Here is a 17,932-nt window from a genome sequence, read left to right on the forward strand (position 1 = left end):
CAGTCCCTATTTTCAGTCGATTACTCCCAACTCATTTCCAATAACTGCTTTATTTTAGAAATTTCTGTCTTGCCTGTTTGTTTGTCAATCAATGAAGTATATAAGTGAGGAATCACCGTTTCCACTCCATTGTCGAAACAAGTTTGAACAATATTATGAACATTCTCCACTGTGATTCCACCGGTTGGTTCAAAGTACTTTAATCCGGCATTGGCAGCAGCTTTAGCCATAGCAGCAACTTCGTCAAGTTTTTGTTCTCCTTTGATCGGATAAAATTTCACCGATTGAACGCCGATCTCAGCGAGCATGGCAGCAGCCATTTTGCAGGATACTTTTTCTTTATAGTCAGTACTTACAGGGCCTGTAGAGATGAATACTTGCCCCGGGTTCTGGAAGGTTCAATAACTCCGTTAATGATTGGGCTTTCCCCGAGCTCTTTTAAACGGCCCAACGTTAAACCTGCCGCAGTAAAGACCTGATTGATGTGGGCCGGCTTGGTTTGCGCCGCAACATTAGCCACTTTCTCCCACATAGCAGGATCGGCTGCACCAAGTCCCACTGATACACGAACACCATTCTCCTGATAGGTTTTGACTTGTTGAACAGCAGATTCCTCAGTTGGGAAGTTTTTCACCATCACGCCGATTAATACCCGGTCGCCACCTACTTCCGTAACTTCTTTGGCGTTTTCTACATCTTTTGCCAGTACGTTAAAAATCACATTGCGTTTCATAATATATTTACTTCTCCTTTGTAATGATTTTGATGATCTCATCGGAAATAATATCCTCTTGTCCATTTAAGAGTGGACGCGGATCCACTGATAAAATGCCGATATTTGCATAGTGATCGCGCAGGAAGATGGCCAGATTCCCGGATTTAAGCATATGGAGCAGCTCCATAGCTGAATAACCGATCTTCATCTTATCCACCTGGATTTGGGCACGATAGATTTCTCTTCCCGCTTCATCTTGTTTAATGGAGCAAGTTAACCCGTCATATTCATTCAATCGATTGCATAGTTTTGTCATCCGTTCCAATTGAAGCTCAGCTGTGCTTGTTTTGGAGGAATACAGCTTTAATGCGGTGATGAGGCCGGCCATTCCTTCCTTGCCGATCTTCATTGGGCGTCCTACACCTTTGTACTGCTTTCTGCAGGCTTCCATCAGTTCTTTTTTGCCGCAAATCAGCCCTGAGGTTGGTCCTTCCAGTGCTTTACCACCGCTGTAGATGACGATATCTGCACCCATTTTGATATATTTTTGGAAGTCCTCTTCTGCAGCCGCATCGATAATGAGCGGCAGATTGTGGCGATGGGCAACATCCAGCATCGCTTCGATCGATTGCATCCCTTTTTGCACGGCATGATGCGATTTAATATAGAAAATCGCAGCCGTTTTTTCATTAACAGCCTCTTCGATATGATCTTTTTGTACCTTATTGGCCTGTCCGACTTCGACGACTTTACCGCCGCCAATTCGAATCATTTGGGCAATGCTTGCACCAAAATTTACAACATGCCCTTTTTGAACAATAATTTCATTTTGGAGGCCTTCCGTATCCGGAATGCGTTCAATCAGGGAAAGATTTTTCCCTGCAATGACCGCGGCGGTTGCAATGGCAATGCCGGCAGATGCGCCGCAGGTCGGGCAGCCATCCTCGGCTCTTGTTATTTCTGCAATCACTTGTCCTGCGTATTCATAAAGTTCTTCAATATCGACATAATCCTGTGATGCGTCTTTCAATGCCTGCCCAATCTCATCCCTCACGGCAGATGCACCAAGAGCAGTCATTTTTCCGCTTGCATTGATAATTTCTCTTAATCCTTGCTGTTTAAAAAATCCCATTTTATATTAACCTCACTTTACTATTGGTGGAATTGGAATCGGGAAGAATGCTCCAAAAATCATGGCTCCTAAAATAGCTCCCCCAGCAATCGGCTTTTTCCAGGCATAGAAGATCGCTGCACCGATCACGGAACCAACGCCGACCGGTATAGATGCTGTACAAGCAGAAAGAATGATTAGTGGTCCAAGGAAACGGCCGGATGTATTTCCTGCACCCATCATAATATCGGCTCCGAAAGTGGAATCGGATTGTCCGACGGTAAATTTACGAATTCCAATAATGATATAACCAGTGATCAGACCTAATAACGCTCCTGTGATTAAAGCAAGAGGGAAAGATTGAATCGGGGCCGTAATCCCAGCTCCGAGCATCAATGCCGGAATACCAATCCCAATACCTGTCTGGATGGAACCACCGATATCGAGGATCCCGACAAGAGATCCTTCCAAAATACGGGCAAATAAGAAGCTAGCGCCAAATGCTGCAGCTGCACCATACCCGCCGCCTTTCATTCCTGCCGCAAGCATTGCCACAATGGCAACGTCGTTAAAAGCACCTACATGGAATGTGTAATACATATGGGTCCCAGCAAAAATACCTGCTGAAATAAAGGCCACAAAAATCGGAAAGGCCCAGTCTCCATACCAAAAACTTTTTAAATTAAGTTGATTTTGATCCGGACTTTCTACAAATTGTCTATCTATCATTACTTTTTCACCTCTAGACCCATCATTTTATGAAGTTCAACTAACCATCCTGGAATTCCCATATGGAAACCTTTAACCAGGCTGACATCAAAGCCACGGAAGAAACCGCTCAAGACAAACAGCAGAATGACAGATGTAAATAGAATCTTGGTTACCTTAGACCATCCGGCCTCATCGACACCTTTACCAATTAAAATACCAAGTACAACCCCAGGTACGGCATTTCCCATGATGAGATGAGCAGCACCGCCGAAAATGGTTCCCCAAAGACCGGACCGTTTTCCTGCATCAAGTGCAGCCAGCCAGAAAATAACCGGCATGACAGGGTTAATTAACAAGTTGGCAGCAGGAACAAGAACTTGAATGGCGACATCCTGCAAAGATTTTGGAATCGCTGCAGCAGTAGAGTTCAGGAAAGCAACCACAATTGCGCCAATAATAGCACCGGCGATTGCCATCTTTTTCGGATCGTGCAGCGTGTCTTCAGGACGTTTGCCTTTTCTTAAAAGAACAGCAGCCGACCAGTTTGGAATAATCCGATGATCCACATCCTGTGTAAATGCACCGGCACCAACCACTGATGCCCAGGCGTTAAAGAAGAAACCAAGACCGAAAGAAAAGTGGGAAGCAGCGTCACCTGCGCAGGCGTTCAATTCCCCAAGTGTACGGAATGCGCCCATCCCTTGAACGGTTGGAGCGTGGAACATTCTCGCGGCACCTGCGCCTACGGCAAAGCCGACCAAAGCCCCAATTATGATGGATTCAAATAAAATTTCTACAAAATGCATAAGGCCACCACCTAACTATTTAGTCTGATTGCCCAGAATCATCGTTTTGAACGTTTCGGGCTGCTCAGTTTTTTCAAATTGAATTTGATCTGTTTCCAGCAGAAAAACGTTAACATCAATTTCCATGACAACCTTGTATGTGGTTCTTTTCCTTGGGAAAAAGAAAAATAGAAAGCGCTCGGTGTACGTTGTTTCTTTTGCTTCGACAACTCGGATATCCTCGGGTTCAATCCGGAGAATCAAGCCTTTATAGGAGGACATGACCTTCTGTTGAATCTTGCCCAATGCCTTGTTAATCGCTTGTTCCTTTGAATTGCCAATCCCGTCAATCTCAACGGTTGTTTGAAAAGTTTTCTTCATATTCGCCTCACCCTTTTATTTTTGCGTATGCTTCGGTGATCCTCTTTCCTAACTCCTCTTTATCCATAAATCCAAATCCAAGTGCCCGCTTTCCTGCGCGAAGAGCCGTCAGGCCTTCCTCAATGGAGCGCATGCCATACTGGCAAGGATAACCGTATTTGGATTGAGCGGTAATAGCTCCAGCACCGCCGCTTCCGCAGAAGGAAATTCCGATATCGGCATTTTCCGTTTTCATAACATCTCCAAGTTTCATATCGGCGCCCATGCCTTTGATCAGAATAGCTTTCCCGCCGGCTGCTTCTACTCCTTTCGCTACATTCTGGCCTTTGCCCAAACGGTCGCCAATCACTACCACTACTTGACTCATTTAAATTCCTCCTTGTTTATTAACACATCTTTGCTGACTCAAAATGAATGGATAACAGGTATTTCTCATCATCCTGTAAGCCCTTAAGCCTGCCGCAAATTTTGGCTGCCAATTCGATGGACTCTTCTGATACCTCGGAAAACAGAACTTTATCAATCGGTGCCAACTGTTCATTGTTAATGGAACGGTAGACCATCGCGGAAAGGTGCGATGTAAGGGATAATAACTGGGAGTCGCTCAAGTGGATCTCTTGTTCCTCCAAAAGCTCCCGAGTGAATTGGATCAGTTCCTTACATGTTTCCGCGTCCCGCTCCTTTCTAGTAATCTTTCTATATCTGTGGTATTCAATTGTTTTACACAACCCTTCCATCCTTAATCGTCATTTTTGGCTGAAGTACTCGATCTGCCAGAATCGAAACACCTTCTGAATCAGTCAGCGTTGTTGGTTCCTCCACGATTCGGAATATGGTCAGATCGGCACGGGTTCCGGATTTCAGCGTACCTTGTTCCGTAAGCCCGATTCTCTGTGCAGCCCTGATGGTGACAGCCTGGACCACCTCTTCAAGTGAAAATCCTAGTTGCATGAATTTGGACATGGTCAGCATTAGGCTGCCAACTGGTTTTTGATAATTCCCCAAATAAATATCGGTACTAATAGAAAACGGTGTCGAGTATCGTTCTTTGAATTTTCGAATGGTGTCAAAGCTGAAACTGGACGTTCCGTGGCCGACATCAAAGAGTACTCCTCGTGCCAATGCATCTTCTGCTTCAGGAATTAAGGTGCGATCCTCGTTTAAAATGCCATGCTTTTTCCCGTGAAAGGCATGGGTGACAATATCCCCTTTTCGAAGCAGCGGAAACACTTCCTGTAAATAAGGAGGCGGGTTTCCGATATGGACCATAATCGGTACATCAATGGCATTTGCGAGCATCCTGGCATGTTTAAGCGGTGCAATCCCCTGCTCTTTCACAACCGATGAACTCATTCGCGCCTTGAACCCAACCAGGTTGGGTTCACGAGCAAAAATGTCCGCTGCCTCTTCCACTGTCATCAGGTTGGAGGGATCCGCCAGTTCTGATTTCCAGGTGCTTAAGCCCACATGAGAAATATTCAAGAAGCACAGAACTTCCGTTTTGCTCTTGCTAACAACGTTTTCCTTAAAAACACCATAGTTGCTATATCCCGCACTGCCGGCATCGACAATGGTGGTGACGCCCTGTTCGACTCCAACGCGGTCTGCTTCTATCCCGAGGTATGTTACATCTTTAAAAACATGGACATGAAGATCGATAAACCCCGGAGCAACATAGCACCCGTAAGCGTCAATACGCTGGATATTTTCTCCTTTCGCAAGCACTTCCTCAATCGCAGCAAGTTTGCCATCGATGATTCCAATGTCTTGCTTTTCAATCCTGCCTTTCTCAGGATCAATCACAAGACCATTTTCTACTATTGCATAGTCAGACATCTTCCCACTTCCCTTTACTTAAAATATTGTAATAAGGCGATAAGCTCTGATTCATGAACAGGCAATTCCTTTTCGTCAAGAATCTTTTTGATTTCCCTCAAGTGTTGCTTATTTTTCTCCGAGATTGAATGGCCGTTAAACATGAAGTCGTCATATTGCTTATCAAAGTAGTATCGGTGAACCATTAAGAATATGTGAAGTTGCAGGGCCTGCAGCCTTGCTTCCATAATGTCTTCCCGAAACTCCGAGAGGATTTCCTGTTGCACTTCAAATCCTTTTAAAATAATCTCCTGGCTGATATCCTCACTATCTTCATCCAACGGGTTCTGCTCCTCAAAAAGTGAATTGGACTGAGACCGTGGATGTTTTTTCATCAACCTGTCTACCGTTTCACGAATCTTTTGAATATCATGTTTGGACGGAATGGCATCCACCACGATGACCTGTATTTCCGCTTTTATCGGAAAAACACTGATAATCAGGTCGACGTTCTCTTTTTTGCATAATTCTTCTACCTTCATCATGGAGCAATGGCCCACCAGGTCGATTTCACGGATTTCTTTTTCCACCCGGCTTTTAATCAGCCTTGCAACCCCTCTGCCTGTGGAGCAGACATATAAGGCCCGAACTTTTGCCCATTTGGTAAACGTATTTTCAAACGATGCCAAAAAATGCAGGGTAATAAAGGATACAAAATATTCCTGATTAGCCATTACGGATGCTCCCAAGAATTTCTCGCATGCTTTCAAAACATGTTCAAAAAGTTTCGGGTAATGATGCTTGATCTCATCGGCAAACGGATTATCTTCCACCATATTAAACATGCCTCTTTGCAGACGGAGTGACAGATGGGCAAACAAGTTGCTGAAAAGTCTCGGGTCTCTCCGATATTCAATGCCTTCCAGTTCTCCAACATAGCCGATAATACCGTTTGTAACCTGAATTAAATCAATTCCGTTTTTCTCCGTCTTAATTTCCCCAGAGATATAAAGGAACTCGTTTTCCAATAGCGGCAATTCCAATTCGGAAAAGACACCCTCCATAAAGGAAAGAACAAACAGCGAAATATTGTCTGTATAATGTTTCTTATTCAAAACCCGGTAACCTTTTAATGCCTCTCCCAAAATTAACCGCTTAATCGAAACCGTAACCCGGATTAAAAGTGCGATCAGATCTGATTGCTGAAACAGATCGGAAACCTCAGTCCGATATAATTGACTTAAATGTTTGACGGCAACGGTATAGAAGGGAAGCAAGGAATGTTCGATCAAAAGTCCCTGTCCGTCCACCTGCTCATGATTGGTAATCATGGTCATCATTTGATAGATATCGTAATTCGTCAGGCCTGAATAAATCAGGTGTTCAAGCAATAATCGGAGATGAAGTTCCTCCCCGACAAGCCTGTACCCTCTGCGCCTTGCCCTCTCGAGCTTGATTTTCCAGGGAGCAACAAACTCATCCACCAGGTTCATATCATTTAAAATGGTATTCCGGCTCACCAGGAGACTGTCGGCGAATTCCGCCGCCGTCAGATATTCATCTTTCAGCAACAGCATCAACAAAATTTTCCTCAGACGAAAATTCGGATCGGGAATCTGATTTTGACGCTCGTTTCCCAAAATTTCATTTAAGGCCTGACTCCGTGTCTCTTCATCGCCATTTACCCAAATCCCTTTGCCTGGTTGTGAGTCAACCTCCATTTGATGGGCTTTGAACCAATCTCTTACTTGGCTGAGATCATTTTTAATCGTTCTGGTACTAATATTAAAATCCTCTGACAACTCTTTAGTTGTAATAGGCACCCTTGATTCCAAAAGTTTGGTTGCAATCTTAAGTTCTCTTTCAGTTAGCATAAACTCACCGCTCTACATGTAGTTGGAGTTGAAATCGTTTACATATTTATTGTAGTAATAAATGAATATCCTTTAAAGACCAAATACCTTCCCTCGACTTAGGGAAGTATTTTATTGTTTAACTTCAAATATTTTAAATTTTCACCCACTGTCTTTTTTGTGGAGCACACCGCCTCCACTCAATCGTTAAATGATTATTACATAACCGACAACTTTAAACGCTTTTCCGCTTTCCGTCACATAGAAGAGTTCTACATCCTTCTAAGGAAAAAAAGTGCCAGGTAGTACAAAAAGACAAATATGTCTTTTGTACTACCTGGCACTCAAACTTAAACTAAAGCAGGAGAACACGGGGGCGGTTCGCGTGTTTCGAAACAGAGGGACGGGGGTGAAACGTTGGAACCGTCGCCCTGTTCCCTTTTAGAAACTGCCGAAGAAGTTTTTAAACGATTGTACCGTTGTTTGCCTGTTTAAATGGGCAATGGAGGTTGTAAGCGGAATTCCTTTCGGGCATACCTGAACGCAGTTTTGAGAACCGCCGCAGGAGGTAATTCCTCCTTCTCCCATGATCCCTGCCAGTCGTTCTTCCTTGTTCATTTTTCCTGTTGGGTGAGAATTAAACAGGCTAACCTGTGAAATTGGAGCTGGCCCGATAAAATTGGAAGAGCTATTGACATTTGGACAGGCTTCCAGGCAACAGCCGCATGTCATACATTTTGATAATTCATATGCCCACTGCCGCGTTTTTCCGGCATTCTCGGACCAGGACCTAAATCATATGTTCCATCAATGGGAATCCAAGCCTTTACTCTTTTTAAAGCATCAAACATCCGCGAGCGGTCCACTTTTAAATCACGAATAACTGGAAACGTTGACAGCGGTGCAATTCGAATTGGCTGATCAAGCAGATCAATTAAAGAAGAACAGGCCTGACGTGGTTTTCCATTAATAACCATGGAGCATGCACCGCAGACCTCCTCTAAGCACGATGATTCCCAATTAACCGGTATGACTTTTTCCCCATTCGCATTAACCGGATGCCTTTGAATTTCTATTAATGCAGAAATAATATTCATGTTCGGCCGATATGGAATGAAAAACTCCTCGGTGTATGGAGAGGAATTGACATCTTTTTGTCTTTTAATGATTAAATGAATTTTCTTATCCTTTTCCATGATCATTTCCCTCCTTTTTTTGTTTTGGTATAATCACGTTTTCGCGGTTTAATGAGGGAAATATCAACGTCTTGGTAGGAAAGCTCAGGCTGTTTGGTTTCAGAATGATAATGGGCAATAGTTGTTTTTAGCCAGTCATCATCATTCCGGTCTGGAAACTCGGCTTATAGTGGGCACCACGGCTTTCATTACGGTTGTAGGCCCCGAGAGTAATGACTTGAGCAAGATTGATCATTCCTTCTAGCTGGCGGACAAACACAGCACTCGAATTGCTCCATTTTGCCGAATCTTCGATATTGATATTTTTATAGCGTTCAACAAACTCCTGAAGCTTATCATAGGTCGCTTTTAGTTTTTTATTTTCTCTGACGACCGTCACGTTAGCCGTCATCAACTCACCCATCTCTTTATGAAGCAGATAGGCATTTTCCGTTCCGTTCATTTTTAAAATAGATTCATATTTATGAGCATCTTCCCGTGTTTGCTTTTCAAAAACAGCCCCTGGAAGACTGTCCGTCGGCACTGCAAGTCCTTCCATATACTCCAATGCTTTCGGACCGGCTACCATTCCACCATAGACTGCGGATAATAATGAATTGGCTCCAAGCCGGTTGGCCCCATGCTGGGAAAAATCACATTCTCCTGCAGCAAATAAACCTGGAATATTGGTTTGCTGATTAAGATCCACCCATAATCCGCCCATTGAATAATGAACACCTGGAAAGATTTTCATAGGTACTCTTCGCGGATCTTCGCCGACAAATTTTTCATAGATTTCCATAATTCCTCCGAGGCGAATATCCAATTGCCTAGCATCGATATGGCTTAAATCAAGGTACACTTTGTTTTCACCATTAATCCCGAGCTTTTGATTGATGCAAACATCAAAGATTTCCCTGGTTGCAATATCCCTTGGCACAAGGTTTCCGTACGCAGGATATTTTTCTTCTAAAAAGTACCATGGTTTGCCATCTTTATAGGTCCAGATTCTGCCGCCTTCACCTCGTGCCGATTCACTCATCAGCCGATTTTTATCATCACCCGGAATCGCCGTCGGATGAATTTGAATAAATTCTCCATTTGCAAAGAACGCACCTTGCTGGTAAACCCTAGCTGCTGCACAGCCGGTATTGATGGATGAATTAGTTGATCTCCCAAATATGACTCCTAAGCCGCCGGTAGCCAATATCACCGCATCAGCTGGAAATGCCTTGATTTCCATTGTCCGTAAATCCTGAGCCGTAATCCCTCGACATACTTCGGCATCGTCGATAATTGCGGAAACAAATTCACAATACTCATACTTTTCCACCAATCCCTCGACTTCAAAGCGGCGTACCTGTTCATCAAGTGCGTACAATAGCTGCTGACCAGTTGTTGCCCCGGCAAATGCTGTTCGATGATACTGCGTCCCTCCAAAACGACGGAAGTCGAGTAGTCCTTCAGGTGTACGGTTAAACATGACTCCCATTCGATCAAACATATGAATAATTTTCGGCGCAGCTTCGCACATTGCTTTGACTGGCGGCTGGTTTGCCAGAAAGTCTCCTCCGTAAACGGTGTCATCGAAATGTTCCCATGGGGAGTCATTTTCACCCTTTGTATTCACCGCACCATTGATGCCGCCTTGAGCACAAACGGAGTGGGAACGTTTCACTGGAATAACGGAAAATAATTGAACTTTTGTCCCGGCTTCCGCAATTTTAATCGCCGCCATCAGGCCCGCAAGACCGCCCCCGACAATAATGATTTTTCCTTTATTCATTTCTTATTCCTCCTACTCTCTTATGCAAATGCCATGATGGCGCGGATTCCAACAAAAGCCAAAACGATAAACAAACAGACGGCTATGTACTCTGCTATTTTCTGAGATTTAACCGAGACGGTAATTCCCCAAGTAATCAGGAATGTCCACATGCCGTTAACAAAATGATAAATACAAGCAAGAATGCCAATCATATAGAGTACTAGTGTATAGCCATTATGTACAATGTTCCTCATAAAATCATAACCTGCTTCAGCACCGTTAAACTGGATCTGTACTTTTGTTTCCCAAACGTGCCAAGCAATAAAGATAAGGGCAATGAGACCCGCAATCCGCTGCAAGGTAAACTTCCAATTACGTACATAAGAATATTGTCTAATGTTGCTTCGAGCCTGAAATGTAATGGCAATCCCGTATATTGCATGGAATAGCAATGGTAAGAAAATGATGAAAAGCTCAAGAACATATTTAAACGGTAAATTGACCATAAATGTTGCGGCTTTGTTATATGATGCGGCTCCCCAAACCGCTGAATAGTTGATGAGCAGATGAGCGGTCATAAACACGCCGACTGGAATGATCCCTGCCAATGAATGCAGTTTTCGCAAAAAGTACTGATTGCTTTTTTGTTCCATATAGACTGAACTCCTTTGTGAGGCAAATGTTCTTTTTTTTAAAAATAAGGCGCCATGCCCTTAAGCTAGGCGCCTGCAAATGGTTAAGATAAAACTAGTTCTCTTTCTTGATGCTTTTTCGTGAGTAACTCTTTACCGGCAATACCGGGGTTTGTCATTTCAAATGGATGGAGAATAATATCAAGTTCCTCAGACGTTAGAACCCCTCTTTCAAGGACAATTTCCCGTACAGGTCTGCCAGTTACAATTGCTTCTCTGGCAATAGATGCTGCGGTTTCATAGCCGACATGCGGATTAATAGCCGTGATGACACCCACACTATTATTCACATAAGACTCCATTCTCTCTTTGTTTGCCGTAATGCCGCTGAGACAATGGGTGCGAAATACTGTGAATACATTGGTCATGACTCTGATTGATTGTAATAGATTGTAAGCAATGACAGGTTCCATGACATTCAGCTCAAACTGCCCGGCTTCAGATGCCATGCTGATGGTTAAATCATTGCCCACCACTTGGAAGGCACTTTGATTAAGAACTTCCGCCATAACCGGATTCACTTTCCCAGGCATAATAGAGGACCCGGGTTGGCGCGGCGGAAGATTAATTTCTCCTAAACCACAGCGAGGTCCAGGAGGTCATCATCCGTAAGTCATTGGCTACTTTAGACATATTCAACATACAAACCTTAAGGGCTGCTGATACTTCGATATAAACATCCGTATTTTGGGTTCCATCTACAAGGTTTTCCGATCCTCTAATAGGCAATCCGGTTCTTTGCGCCAAGTATTGAACGGCCTTTTCAATGTAATCAGGTTCTGCATTTAACCCCGTACCGACAGCTGTTGCTCCAAGGTTTACTTCATATAAGTTTTTAAAGGTACTCTTAATTCGATTGATATCTCTATTAAGTACCCTTGCATAGGCTTCAAACTCTTGGCTGAGAAGAATTGGCACAGCATCCTGTAAATGCGTTCTTCCCATTTTTAACAAGCCGTCAAACTCAAAGGCCTTTTTCAAAAACTCTCCGTGAAGCTCCTCCATTACGTTGATTAACTCTGTTAACGTCATCAAGGCAGATACATGGATAGCAGTAGGAAAAGAGTCATTGGTGGATTGGGCCATGTTCACATGAGAGTTAGGGCTAATCACTTTATAATTTCCTTTTTGTTCGCCGCAAATTTCCAATGCCCTGTTCGCTATGACTTCATTGGTATTCATATTAATGGATGTCCCCGCACCGCCTTGGATCGGGTCAACAATAAACTGGTCATTCAGCTTGCCGTCAATTACTTCATCTGCAGCTTCCATAATGGCAGCTGCAATCTTCTGATCTAATTGACCAATTTGTAAATTAGCATAGGCAGCAGCTTTTTTAACCATTGCCATTGCCTTTATTAAGGCTGGATCAAGTTTACTGCCTGTAATCGGGAAATTTTCAACAGCCCGCATCGTTTGAACACCATAATAGGCATTTGAAGGAATCTGCTTTTCTCCAAGGAAATCTTTTTCAATCCGATAATTTTCTGAAAAACTCATTTTAGTCAGCTCCAATCTATTTTTAAAAGGCTGCCTGCCTTATGAGGGGCAAGCCTTTCCTAGCAATCTTGGAATTATATTGAACAAAATGGTTACAAAACGACAAAACTTAACAAAATCCCAATAGCAACCGCTCCGAATGTTGCAATTAATCCAGGAACCATGAAACTGTGATTTAAAATATACTTGCCAATTCTTGTCGTCCAGGTCTGGTCGAAGTTAATGGCCGCGACAACAGTTGGATAGTTTGGAATAAAGAAATACCCATTTACAGCAGGAAACATAGCAATCAAGAGTGCTGGATGAATTCCAAGTGCAATGCCAAGCGGCATTAAAGTGCGAACTGTAGCTGCCTGACTGTATAGCAAGATGGATAAAGCAAATAGGGCTATGGCGAATAACCATGGAGCAGTAGTAACTAAATCAGATATCGATCCAGAAATTAATTTCAGGTTACCTTGGAAAAAAGTATCGCCCATCCAGGCAATTCCAAAAATCGCTACCACAGCCGTTGCCCCAGCTTTAAAAACACTGCCAGAGACGATGGAATCGACATTTGGTTTACAAAAAATCATCATAAGTGCAGCAATCGTTAACATGACAATTTCAATCGCCATAGGCATCGTCATTCTGGTAAAAGTACCCGCGACCATCCATCCAGGTCGTAATGCTTCGAAAGAACCTAATAAAACGACCAATACTGCGGCAATCAAAAAGAGAACGACTGAGAATTTAGCCTGTTTTGTAGCCTTGAACACCTTTTTATCCTTTTTAATCGGTGCTAACCCTTCTTCCAATCGTCTTAAATATTCGGGATCCTCATTTAACTCTTTGCCCATTTTACTTGAAACAAATGCAGCAATCATACAAGCGATAAATGTTGAGGGAATACTAATCAATAAAATATCTAGCAAATTGATCTTGAAATTGGTTAATAAAGCGAGTAAAGCAACCGTTGCTGCCGATATAGGACTGGCAGTAATCGCTTGCTGTGAGGCAATAACAGCAATGGACATTGGCCGTTCCGGTCTTACACCAGATTCACGGGAAACCTCAGCGATTACAGGCAAAACGGAATAAGCAACATGGCCTGTCCCCGCGCAAAGGGTAAATACATATGTAACAATTGGGGCAATAAACGTAATTCTCTTCGGATTTTTTCTAAGGGCCTTTTCAGCGATATAAACGAGATAATCCATTCCTCCTGATGCTTGCAATGTTCCAGCAGCTGTCACAACTGCTAAAATCATCAACATGACATCGATTGGCGCGGTAGTCGGCTGCAAGTGAAAAACGAAAACAAGAATAGCAAGTCCCACTCCGCCCATGACTCCAAGCCCAACACCACCTAGCCGAGCCCCAATAAATATACAGGCAAGAACAATGACAAATTGAATCCAAAACATGGGTGCTACCTCCCAACAATTAAGGTAATTTTTTCAAAGCTCAGTGATAGAAAAGATTAATTTTCACCTTCTCTCCATTTTTTATTGTGAAATCATTCACATAAATATTTATAATGAAATGTGAGTGATCCATTTTGCTGATTAAACTTTTGAATAATTTCTTTTTACAGGTGGATCATATCGCTGGTGCTACAAAAAAATACAAAAAACATTTCGTTACTACGGAATCTTACTGAATTTGTCATTTTTCTCAACGCAAAAATGTGGATGAATATGTTTATGATAAAAGTGGTAACAGATAGTTGGAATTTGATTGGAAGTGGTCTTATTCAAAATAAATTTATTTCCTACCTATTCATGATTTTTGCGGTACCAATTGCTGGGGAGCTGAAATTCTTCCCGATTCAAGCAGTGGATCTTCGAGTAAGTTTAGGAACACCCGTTTTTTTCTTTATCTTGTTATGGTCCCGTAAAATCCAACCAATCTTTGCGGGAATTGTAACTGGAACTTCAGTTGTTTTTTTCCGGGTTCTCTTGGACAGCTTCAAAGGGGACAGTTTTCAGTTTAAAGACTCTTTTGGGTTAAACTTTCCTGTCTTTTTTTATTATGTAGTTTTTTCAGTCCTTTTTTATCTATTTCGGATCAACCACTTTTACAACCGTCCTATTTTCATTGGTATTTTTGGAATGATCATGGAAACGGCCGCCAGTTTAACGGAATTTTTCATCCGCGATTTTACAACACATACAGGAATTACCGCAAATACCCTCTCTCTCATTGGAGGGATTGCCATTATTCGCAGTTTTTTTGTTCTGGGTTTTTTCAATATCCTGCTCCTGAGAGAAACAAGGCTTGCTGAGGAGCAGCAACGAAAGAAAACAGAGCAAATTTTATTATTCATTTCAAATTTATATATTGAAATGTTTCAATTGAAAAAAACAACGAAGAATGCGGAGATCTTAACAAATTCCTGTTACTTACTTTACCGCCGATTGAAAGAGCTCAACGAACCCGAACGGGCAAATGATGCTCTTAAAATTGCAGGGGAATTACATGAAATTAAAAAAGATAATCAGCGTATTTATGCGGGACTGTCGAAATTAATGGTGAAAGAAAAACTTAGTGATTTTATGAAGATCGAGGAAATGGTCGGAATCATTACTCGTTCCAACCAAAACTATGGAGAGATGCTTGGCAAGACAATTAATTTTGAGATTAAGATTTTAGGGGAACATCCACCCTATCACACTTTTATCCTTTTCTCGTTGATTAATAATCTTGTAGCCAATTCCGTTGAAGCAATTGATAAAGCTGGGCATGTTATTTTAACAATTGAAAGAATCAATGATACGGTAAAAATAAACATCGAAGATAATGGCAGCGGAATAGCTCCAAAAAATAAATTGTTCATTTTTGAGCCAGGCTTTACAACAAAATTTGATCATAACGGTATTGCTTCCAATGGGATCGGATTATCTTTTATAAAAAATATCATTGAAAACAACGGCGGAACCATAACACTCATCGATTCAACAAAAAGTGCTGGAGCGATCTTTGAAATTTTGTTTCCGCTTGCCAGTTTAACTGAGAAGGGATGATTACAATGAAGTTTTTTATTGTCGATGATTCAGCCACTATTCGAGGGATGCTTTCAAATATTATCGAAGAGGAAGGATTGGGGGTTATTGCCGGTGAAAGAGAGGACGGTTCGGAAGTTTACGCTGATCGTCTTGCAGTCCAAGAAATTGATATCTTGATCATCGACTTACTTATGCCAAATCGGGATGGCATTGAGACGATTAGAGAAATAGCTCCATCGTTTAATGGAAAAATTATCATGATCTCCCAAGTAGAATCGAAGGATTTGATTAGTGAAGCATACTCACTTGGAATTGAGCATTTTATTACAAAACCCATTAACAGATTGGAAGTTGTGAGTATCATTAAGCTCGTATGTGATCATGTGCTGTTGGAAAGATCACTCCGTTATATTCAAAATTCCCTACGTTTCTTGGAATCTCATACAAAAAATGATTTACCTAAAAACGAATCTCAAGGTAGTCACATTCCCATTATCACTTCTGGAAAAAGTATTCTCTTGGAGCTCGGAATAATCGGTGACAACGGTGCCAAGGATTTGCTTGATCTCTTGTTGATTTTATCAAAATTGGAGGAAGAGGGCATTCGTGAGATTCCCTCTTTTAAGGAATTGTACAGGATGGTTATTGAAAAACGGCTCGGAACCATTGTTCCCCCGCAAGAACTAACAAAAGAAATAAGAACTGGAGAACAGCGAGTTCGCCGAACCATTCATCAAGTGCTGGAGCATCTTGCTTCCCTTGGGTTAACTGACTACACAAACCCCATATTTGAAAATTATTCAGCCAAACTATTCGACTATGGGCAAGTACGGATGAAAATGCTGGAATTGGAAGGAAAACAACACCCAGATAATACGCGAATTAACATCAGAAGATTCATCCGCGCATTATTCATGGAAGCAAAAAAAGAAGTTTAATCTGCGAGGAACACGGGGACGGTTGGTGCGGGGAACACGGGAAGGAACACGGGGACGGTTCGCATGTTTCATTGGTGAATGAAGGAACCGTCCCTCTGTTCCTAGAAGAGTTCTATATTCCCTTCTAACTGCTTCTTTTCCGCATTCGGTCACATAGAAGGGTTCTACATCCTTCTAAGGAAAAAAGTGCCAGGTACTACAAAAAGACAAATATGTCCTTTTGTAGTACCTGGCACTCAAACTTAAACTAAAGCAAATCTATATTTTGTCTTCGATAAATAAACTTGATTTTTTTCCAAAAATAAAGCATCCATCATACCCGGTGGTTTCTGTGTCTCTAAGCATAGCCCCAAATGCTTTTGAGATTGCACCCCTCTTATCGAAAAATCGTCAGGCAACATATTTCCAGAATAAAACACAACGGCAGGCTCTTCGGTTTCGATTTCAAGCTTCCTTCCGCTCTCATGGTCAAACAAACAAATTGGCCTCTTTTGATTCAAAAGGAATGGGTGATCGAAACCGCCGCCAACCATGATCGTCTGTGGATCTCCTGACTCAATCCCTTCGGAAATCCTTCGACCTTTTTGAAAATCAAAAACCGTTCCTTCCACTGGGATCATTCTTCCGGTTGGCAAAAGAGCATCATCAAGCTCCAAAAAGCGATCGCTTGGCAACGTCAGCTCATGCTCCAGTATAGTTCGTTTCAAATTTCCGCTTAAATTAAAATAACTATGGTTCGTTAAATTCACAATTGTTTTTTGATCCGAAACAGCCTTGTATGTAATCAATAACTCATTTTGATCGTTGAAAGCATAGATGACGCTAACATCCAGATTGCCTGGAAAGCCCTCTTCCCCATTCGGGCTTAAGTAGGAAAAAATAATTTTCACTTCACTGTCTGTCTTTTCAACAGCTGAATCCCAAATAACTTGATGAAAACCATTCGGTCCGCCGTGCAGGTTATTTTCCCCATCATTTTTAGATAATTTGTAGGTAACGCCCTCAATTTCAAATGCTGCATTTTTGATTCGGCCCGCACTTCTGCCAACCACACAGCCAAAGTAGGGAGAGTGGTTAAGATATTCCTCTAACGTGTCGAAACCAAGAACAATATTTTCTGTATTCCCATAACGGTCAGGAAGATTGATTTTTGTAATAATGCAGCCATATTCCATACAAGTCAGCTCGGCTCCACCCGCACTTTTTAAATTATATGCTTTTACCTCTTTGCCATCCAGAGTACCCAATATCGTCTCAATGAACTCCATCGTTTTCCCTCTCTCTTGATTATTGGCTGTTGCTTTCCGCCCCAAGGACTCACTTTCCGCAGGATTGAAGCACCCTCTATGATGCCACTTCTTCGATCTTTTTAATGGGATTCGTCATCATATTGACTCTATGATGCCACTTCTCTTATCTTTTTTGTGAGATTCGGCACCATACGCCCTCTATGATGCCACTTCTAGTACCTTTTTTAAAAGATCTGGCATCATAGAGCCCC

13 protein-coding genes and 4 pseudogenes are annotated in these 17,932 nt (G+C 42.3%); 2 read left to right on the plus strand and 15 right to left on the minus strand.

The annotated features are described in order from the left end of the window. Nucleotides 1-20 precede the first annotated feature (20 nt). The 14 genes and pseudogenes from RCG17_RS28325 to RCG17_RS11015 form a co-directional block, all read right to left on the minus strand. Nucleotides 21-799: pseudogene (locus tag RCG17_RS28325) on the minus strand (KDGP aldolase). After that, entirely contained in the window at nucleotides 741-1,847 is a 1,107-nt protein-coding gene (locus RCG17_RS10955; RefSeq protein ID WP_308175188.1) for a DgaE family pyridoxal phosphate-dependent ammonia lyase, read from the minus strand. The pseudogene RCG17_RS28325 and the gene RCG17_RS10955 overlap by 59 nt, the downstream one beginning before the upstream one ends. Before the next feature lie 12 nt (nucleotides 1,848-1,859). Continuing rightward, the gene (locus tag RCG17_RS10960; RefSeq protein WP_308175189.1) at nucleotides 1,860-2,555 is read right to left on the minus strand and encodes a DUF4310 family protein; all 696 of its coding nucleotides are present in this window, start codon (nucleotides 2,553-2,555) and stop codon (nucleotides 1,860-1,862) included. Next, nucleotides 2,555-3,343 (minus strand): DUF4311 domain-containing protein, encoded by a 789-nt coding sequence (locus RCG17_RS10965; protein WP_308175190.1) that lies wholly within the window; start codon nucleotides 3,341-3,343, stop codon nucleotides 2,555-2,557. The genes RCG17_RS10960 and RCG17_RS10965 overlap by 1 nt, the downstream gene beginning before the upstream one ends. A gap of 15 nt (nucleotides 3,344-3,358) precedes the next feature. After that, nucleotides 3,359-3,703, minus strand: coding sequence for a DUF4312 family protein (locus tag RCG17_RS10970; protein ID WP_308175191.1), 345 nt, complete (start codon nucleotides 3,701-3,703; stop codon nucleotides 3,359-3,361). A 7-nt stretch (nucleotides 3,704-3,710) separates the two neighbouring features. After that, the gene (locus tag RCG17_RS10975; RefSeq protein WP_308175192.1) at nucleotides 3,711-4,070 is read right to left on the minus strand and encodes an SFCGS family glycine-rich protein; all 360 of its coding nucleotides are present in this window, start codon (nucleotides 4,068-4,070) and stop codon (nucleotides 3,711-3,713) included. Between the two features lie 19 nt (nucleotides 4,071-4,089). After that, entirely contained in the window at nucleotides 4,090-4,431 is a 342-nt protein-coding gene (locus tag RCG17_RS10980) for a PRD domain-containing protein (protein ID WP_308175193.1), read from the minus strand. Then, nucleotides 4,424-5,539: an amidohydrolase/deacetylase family metallohydrolase gene (locus RCG17_RS10985; RefSeq protein ID WP_308175194.1), complete on the minus strand. Its 1,116-nt coding sequence runs from the start codon at nucleotides 5,537-5,539 to the stop codon at nucleotides 4,424-4,426. Before RCG17_RS10985 ends, RCG17_RS10980 begins: the two co-directional genes overlap by 8 nt. 14 nt (nucleotides 5,540-5,553) lie before the next feature. Beyond that, nucleotides 5,554-7,392: a BglG family transcription antiterminator gene (locus tag RCG17_RS10990; protein WP_308175195.1), complete on the minus strand. Its 1,839-nt coding sequence runs from the start codon at nucleotides 7,390-7,392 to the stop codon at nucleotides 5,554-5,556. 420 nt (nucleotides 7,393-7,812) lie between these two features. Continuing rightward, nucleotides 7,813-8,567, minus strand: a pseudogene (gene sdhB / locus RCG17_RS10995) (succinate dehydrogenase iron-sulfur subunit). A 2-nt stretch (nucleotides 8,568-8,569) separates the two neighbouring features. Continuing rightward, nucleotides 8,570-10,332: pseudogene (gene sdhA / locus RCG17_RS11000) on the minus strand (succinate dehydrogenase flavoprotein subunit). Between the two features lie 20 nt (nucleotides 10,333-10,352). After that, nucleotides 10,353-10,967 (minus strand): succinate dehydrogenase cytochrome b558 subunit, encoded by a 615-nt coding sequence (locus RCG17_RS11005; protein WP_308175196.1) that lies wholly within the window; start codon nucleotides 10,965-10,967, stop codon nucleotides 10,353-10,355. A gap of 83 nt (nucleotides 10,968-11,050) precedes the next feature. After that, nucleotides 11,051-12,506 (minus strand): annotated as a pseudogene (gene aspA / locus RCG17_RS11010) (aspartate ammonia-lyase). 92 nt (nucleotides 12,507-12,598) lie between these two features. Then, on the minus strand, nucleotides 12,599-13,912 hold the full coding sequence (locus RCG17_RS11015; RefSeq protein ID WP_308175197.1) for an anaerobic C4-dicarboxylate transporter family protein: 1,314 nt from the start codon (nucleotides 13,910-13,912) through the stop codon (nucleotides 12,599-12,601). A 279-nt stretch (nucleotides 13,913-14,191) separates the two neighbouring features. Between RCG17_RS11015 and RCG17_RS11020 the strand changes: the two genes are divergently transcribed. Together RCG17_RS11020 and RCG17_RS11025 are read left to right on the plus strand one after the other, a co-directional pair. After that, nucleotides 14,192-15,511, plus strand: coding sequence for a sensor histidine kinase (locus RCG17_RS11020; protein WP_308175198.1), 1,320 nt, complete (start codon nucleotides 14,192-14,194; stop codon nucleotides 15,509-15,511). Nucleotides 15,512-15,516: 5 nt separating this feature from the next. Beyond that, nucleotides 15,517-16,431, plus strand: a complete 915-nt coding sequence (locus tag RCG17_RS11025; protein WP_308175199.1) for a response regulator — start codon at nucleotides 15,517-15,519, stop codon at nucleotides 16,429-16,431. Between the two features lie 242 nt (nucleotides 16,432-16,673). Here RCG17_RS11025 and RCG17_RS11030 read toward each other — a convergent pair whose 3' ends face one another. Further along, entirely contained in the window at nucleotides 16,674-17,699 is a 1,026-nt protein-coding gene (locus RCG17_RS11030; protein ID WP_308175200.1) for an aldose epimerase family protein, read from the minus strand. Nucleotides 17,700-17,932 lie beyond the last annotated feature (233 nt).

This window comes from Neobacillus sp. PS3-12 (assembly GCF_030915385.1).
Classification (GTDB): Bacteria; Bacillota; Bacilli; order Bacillales; family Cytobacillaceae; genus JAEVLT01.

What these genes read in the sequence shown, in the direction of transcription:
- RCG17_RS10955 (WP_308175188.1), bottom strand. Translation starts at nt 1,847, where the DNA reads ATGGGATTTTTTAAACAGCAAGGATTAAGAGAAATTATCAATGCAAGC.
- RCG17_RS10960 (WP_308175189.1), bottom strand. Translation starts at nt 2,555, where the DNA reads ATGATAGATAGACAATTTGTAGAAAGTCCGGATCAAAATCAACTTAAT.
- RCG17_RS10965 (WP_308175190.1), bottom strand. Translation starts at nt 3,343, where the DNA reads ATGCATTTTGTAGAAATTTTATTTGAATCCATCATAATTGGGGCTTTG.
- RCG17_RS10970 (WP_308175191.1), bottom strand. Translation starts at nt 3,703, where the DNA reads ATGAAGAAAACTTTTCAAACAACCGTTGAGATTGACGGGATTGGCAAT.
- RCG17_RS10975 (WP_308175192.1), bottom strand. Translation starts at nt 4,070, where the DNA reads ATGAGTCAAGTAGTGGTAGTGATTGGCGACCGTTTGGGCAAAGGCCAG.
- RCG17_RS10985 (WP_308175194.1), bottom strand. Translation starts at nt 5,539, where the DNA reads ATGTCTGACTATGCAATAGTAGAAAATGGTCTTGTGATTGATCCTGAG.
- RCG17_RS10990 (WP_308175195.1), bottom strand. Translation starts at nt 7,392, where the DNA reads ATGCTAACTGAAAGAGAACTTAAGATTGCAACCAAACTTTTGGAATCA.
- RCG17_RS11005 (WP_308175196.1), bottom strand. Translation starts at nt 10,967, where the DNA reads ATGGAACAAAAAAGCAATCAGTACTTTTTGCGAAAACTGCATTCATTG.
- RCG17_RS11015 (WP_308175197.1), bottom strand. Translation starts at nt 13,912, where the DNA reads ATGTTTTGGATTCAATTTGTCATTGTTCTTGCCTGTATATTTATTGGG.
- RCG17_RS11020 (WP_308175198.1), top strand. Translation starts at nt 14,192, where the DNA reads ATGATAAAAGTGGTAACAGATAGTTGGAATTTGATTGGAAGTGGTCTT.
- RCG17_RS11025 (WP_308175199.1), top strand. Translation starts at nt 15,517, where the DNA reads ATGAAGTTTTTTATTGTCGATGATTCAGCCACTATTCGAGGGATGCTT.
- RCG17_RS11030 (WP_308175200.1), bottom strand. Translation starts at nt 17,699, where the DNA reads ATGGAGTTCATTGAGACGATATTGGGTACTCTGGATGGCAAAGAGGTA.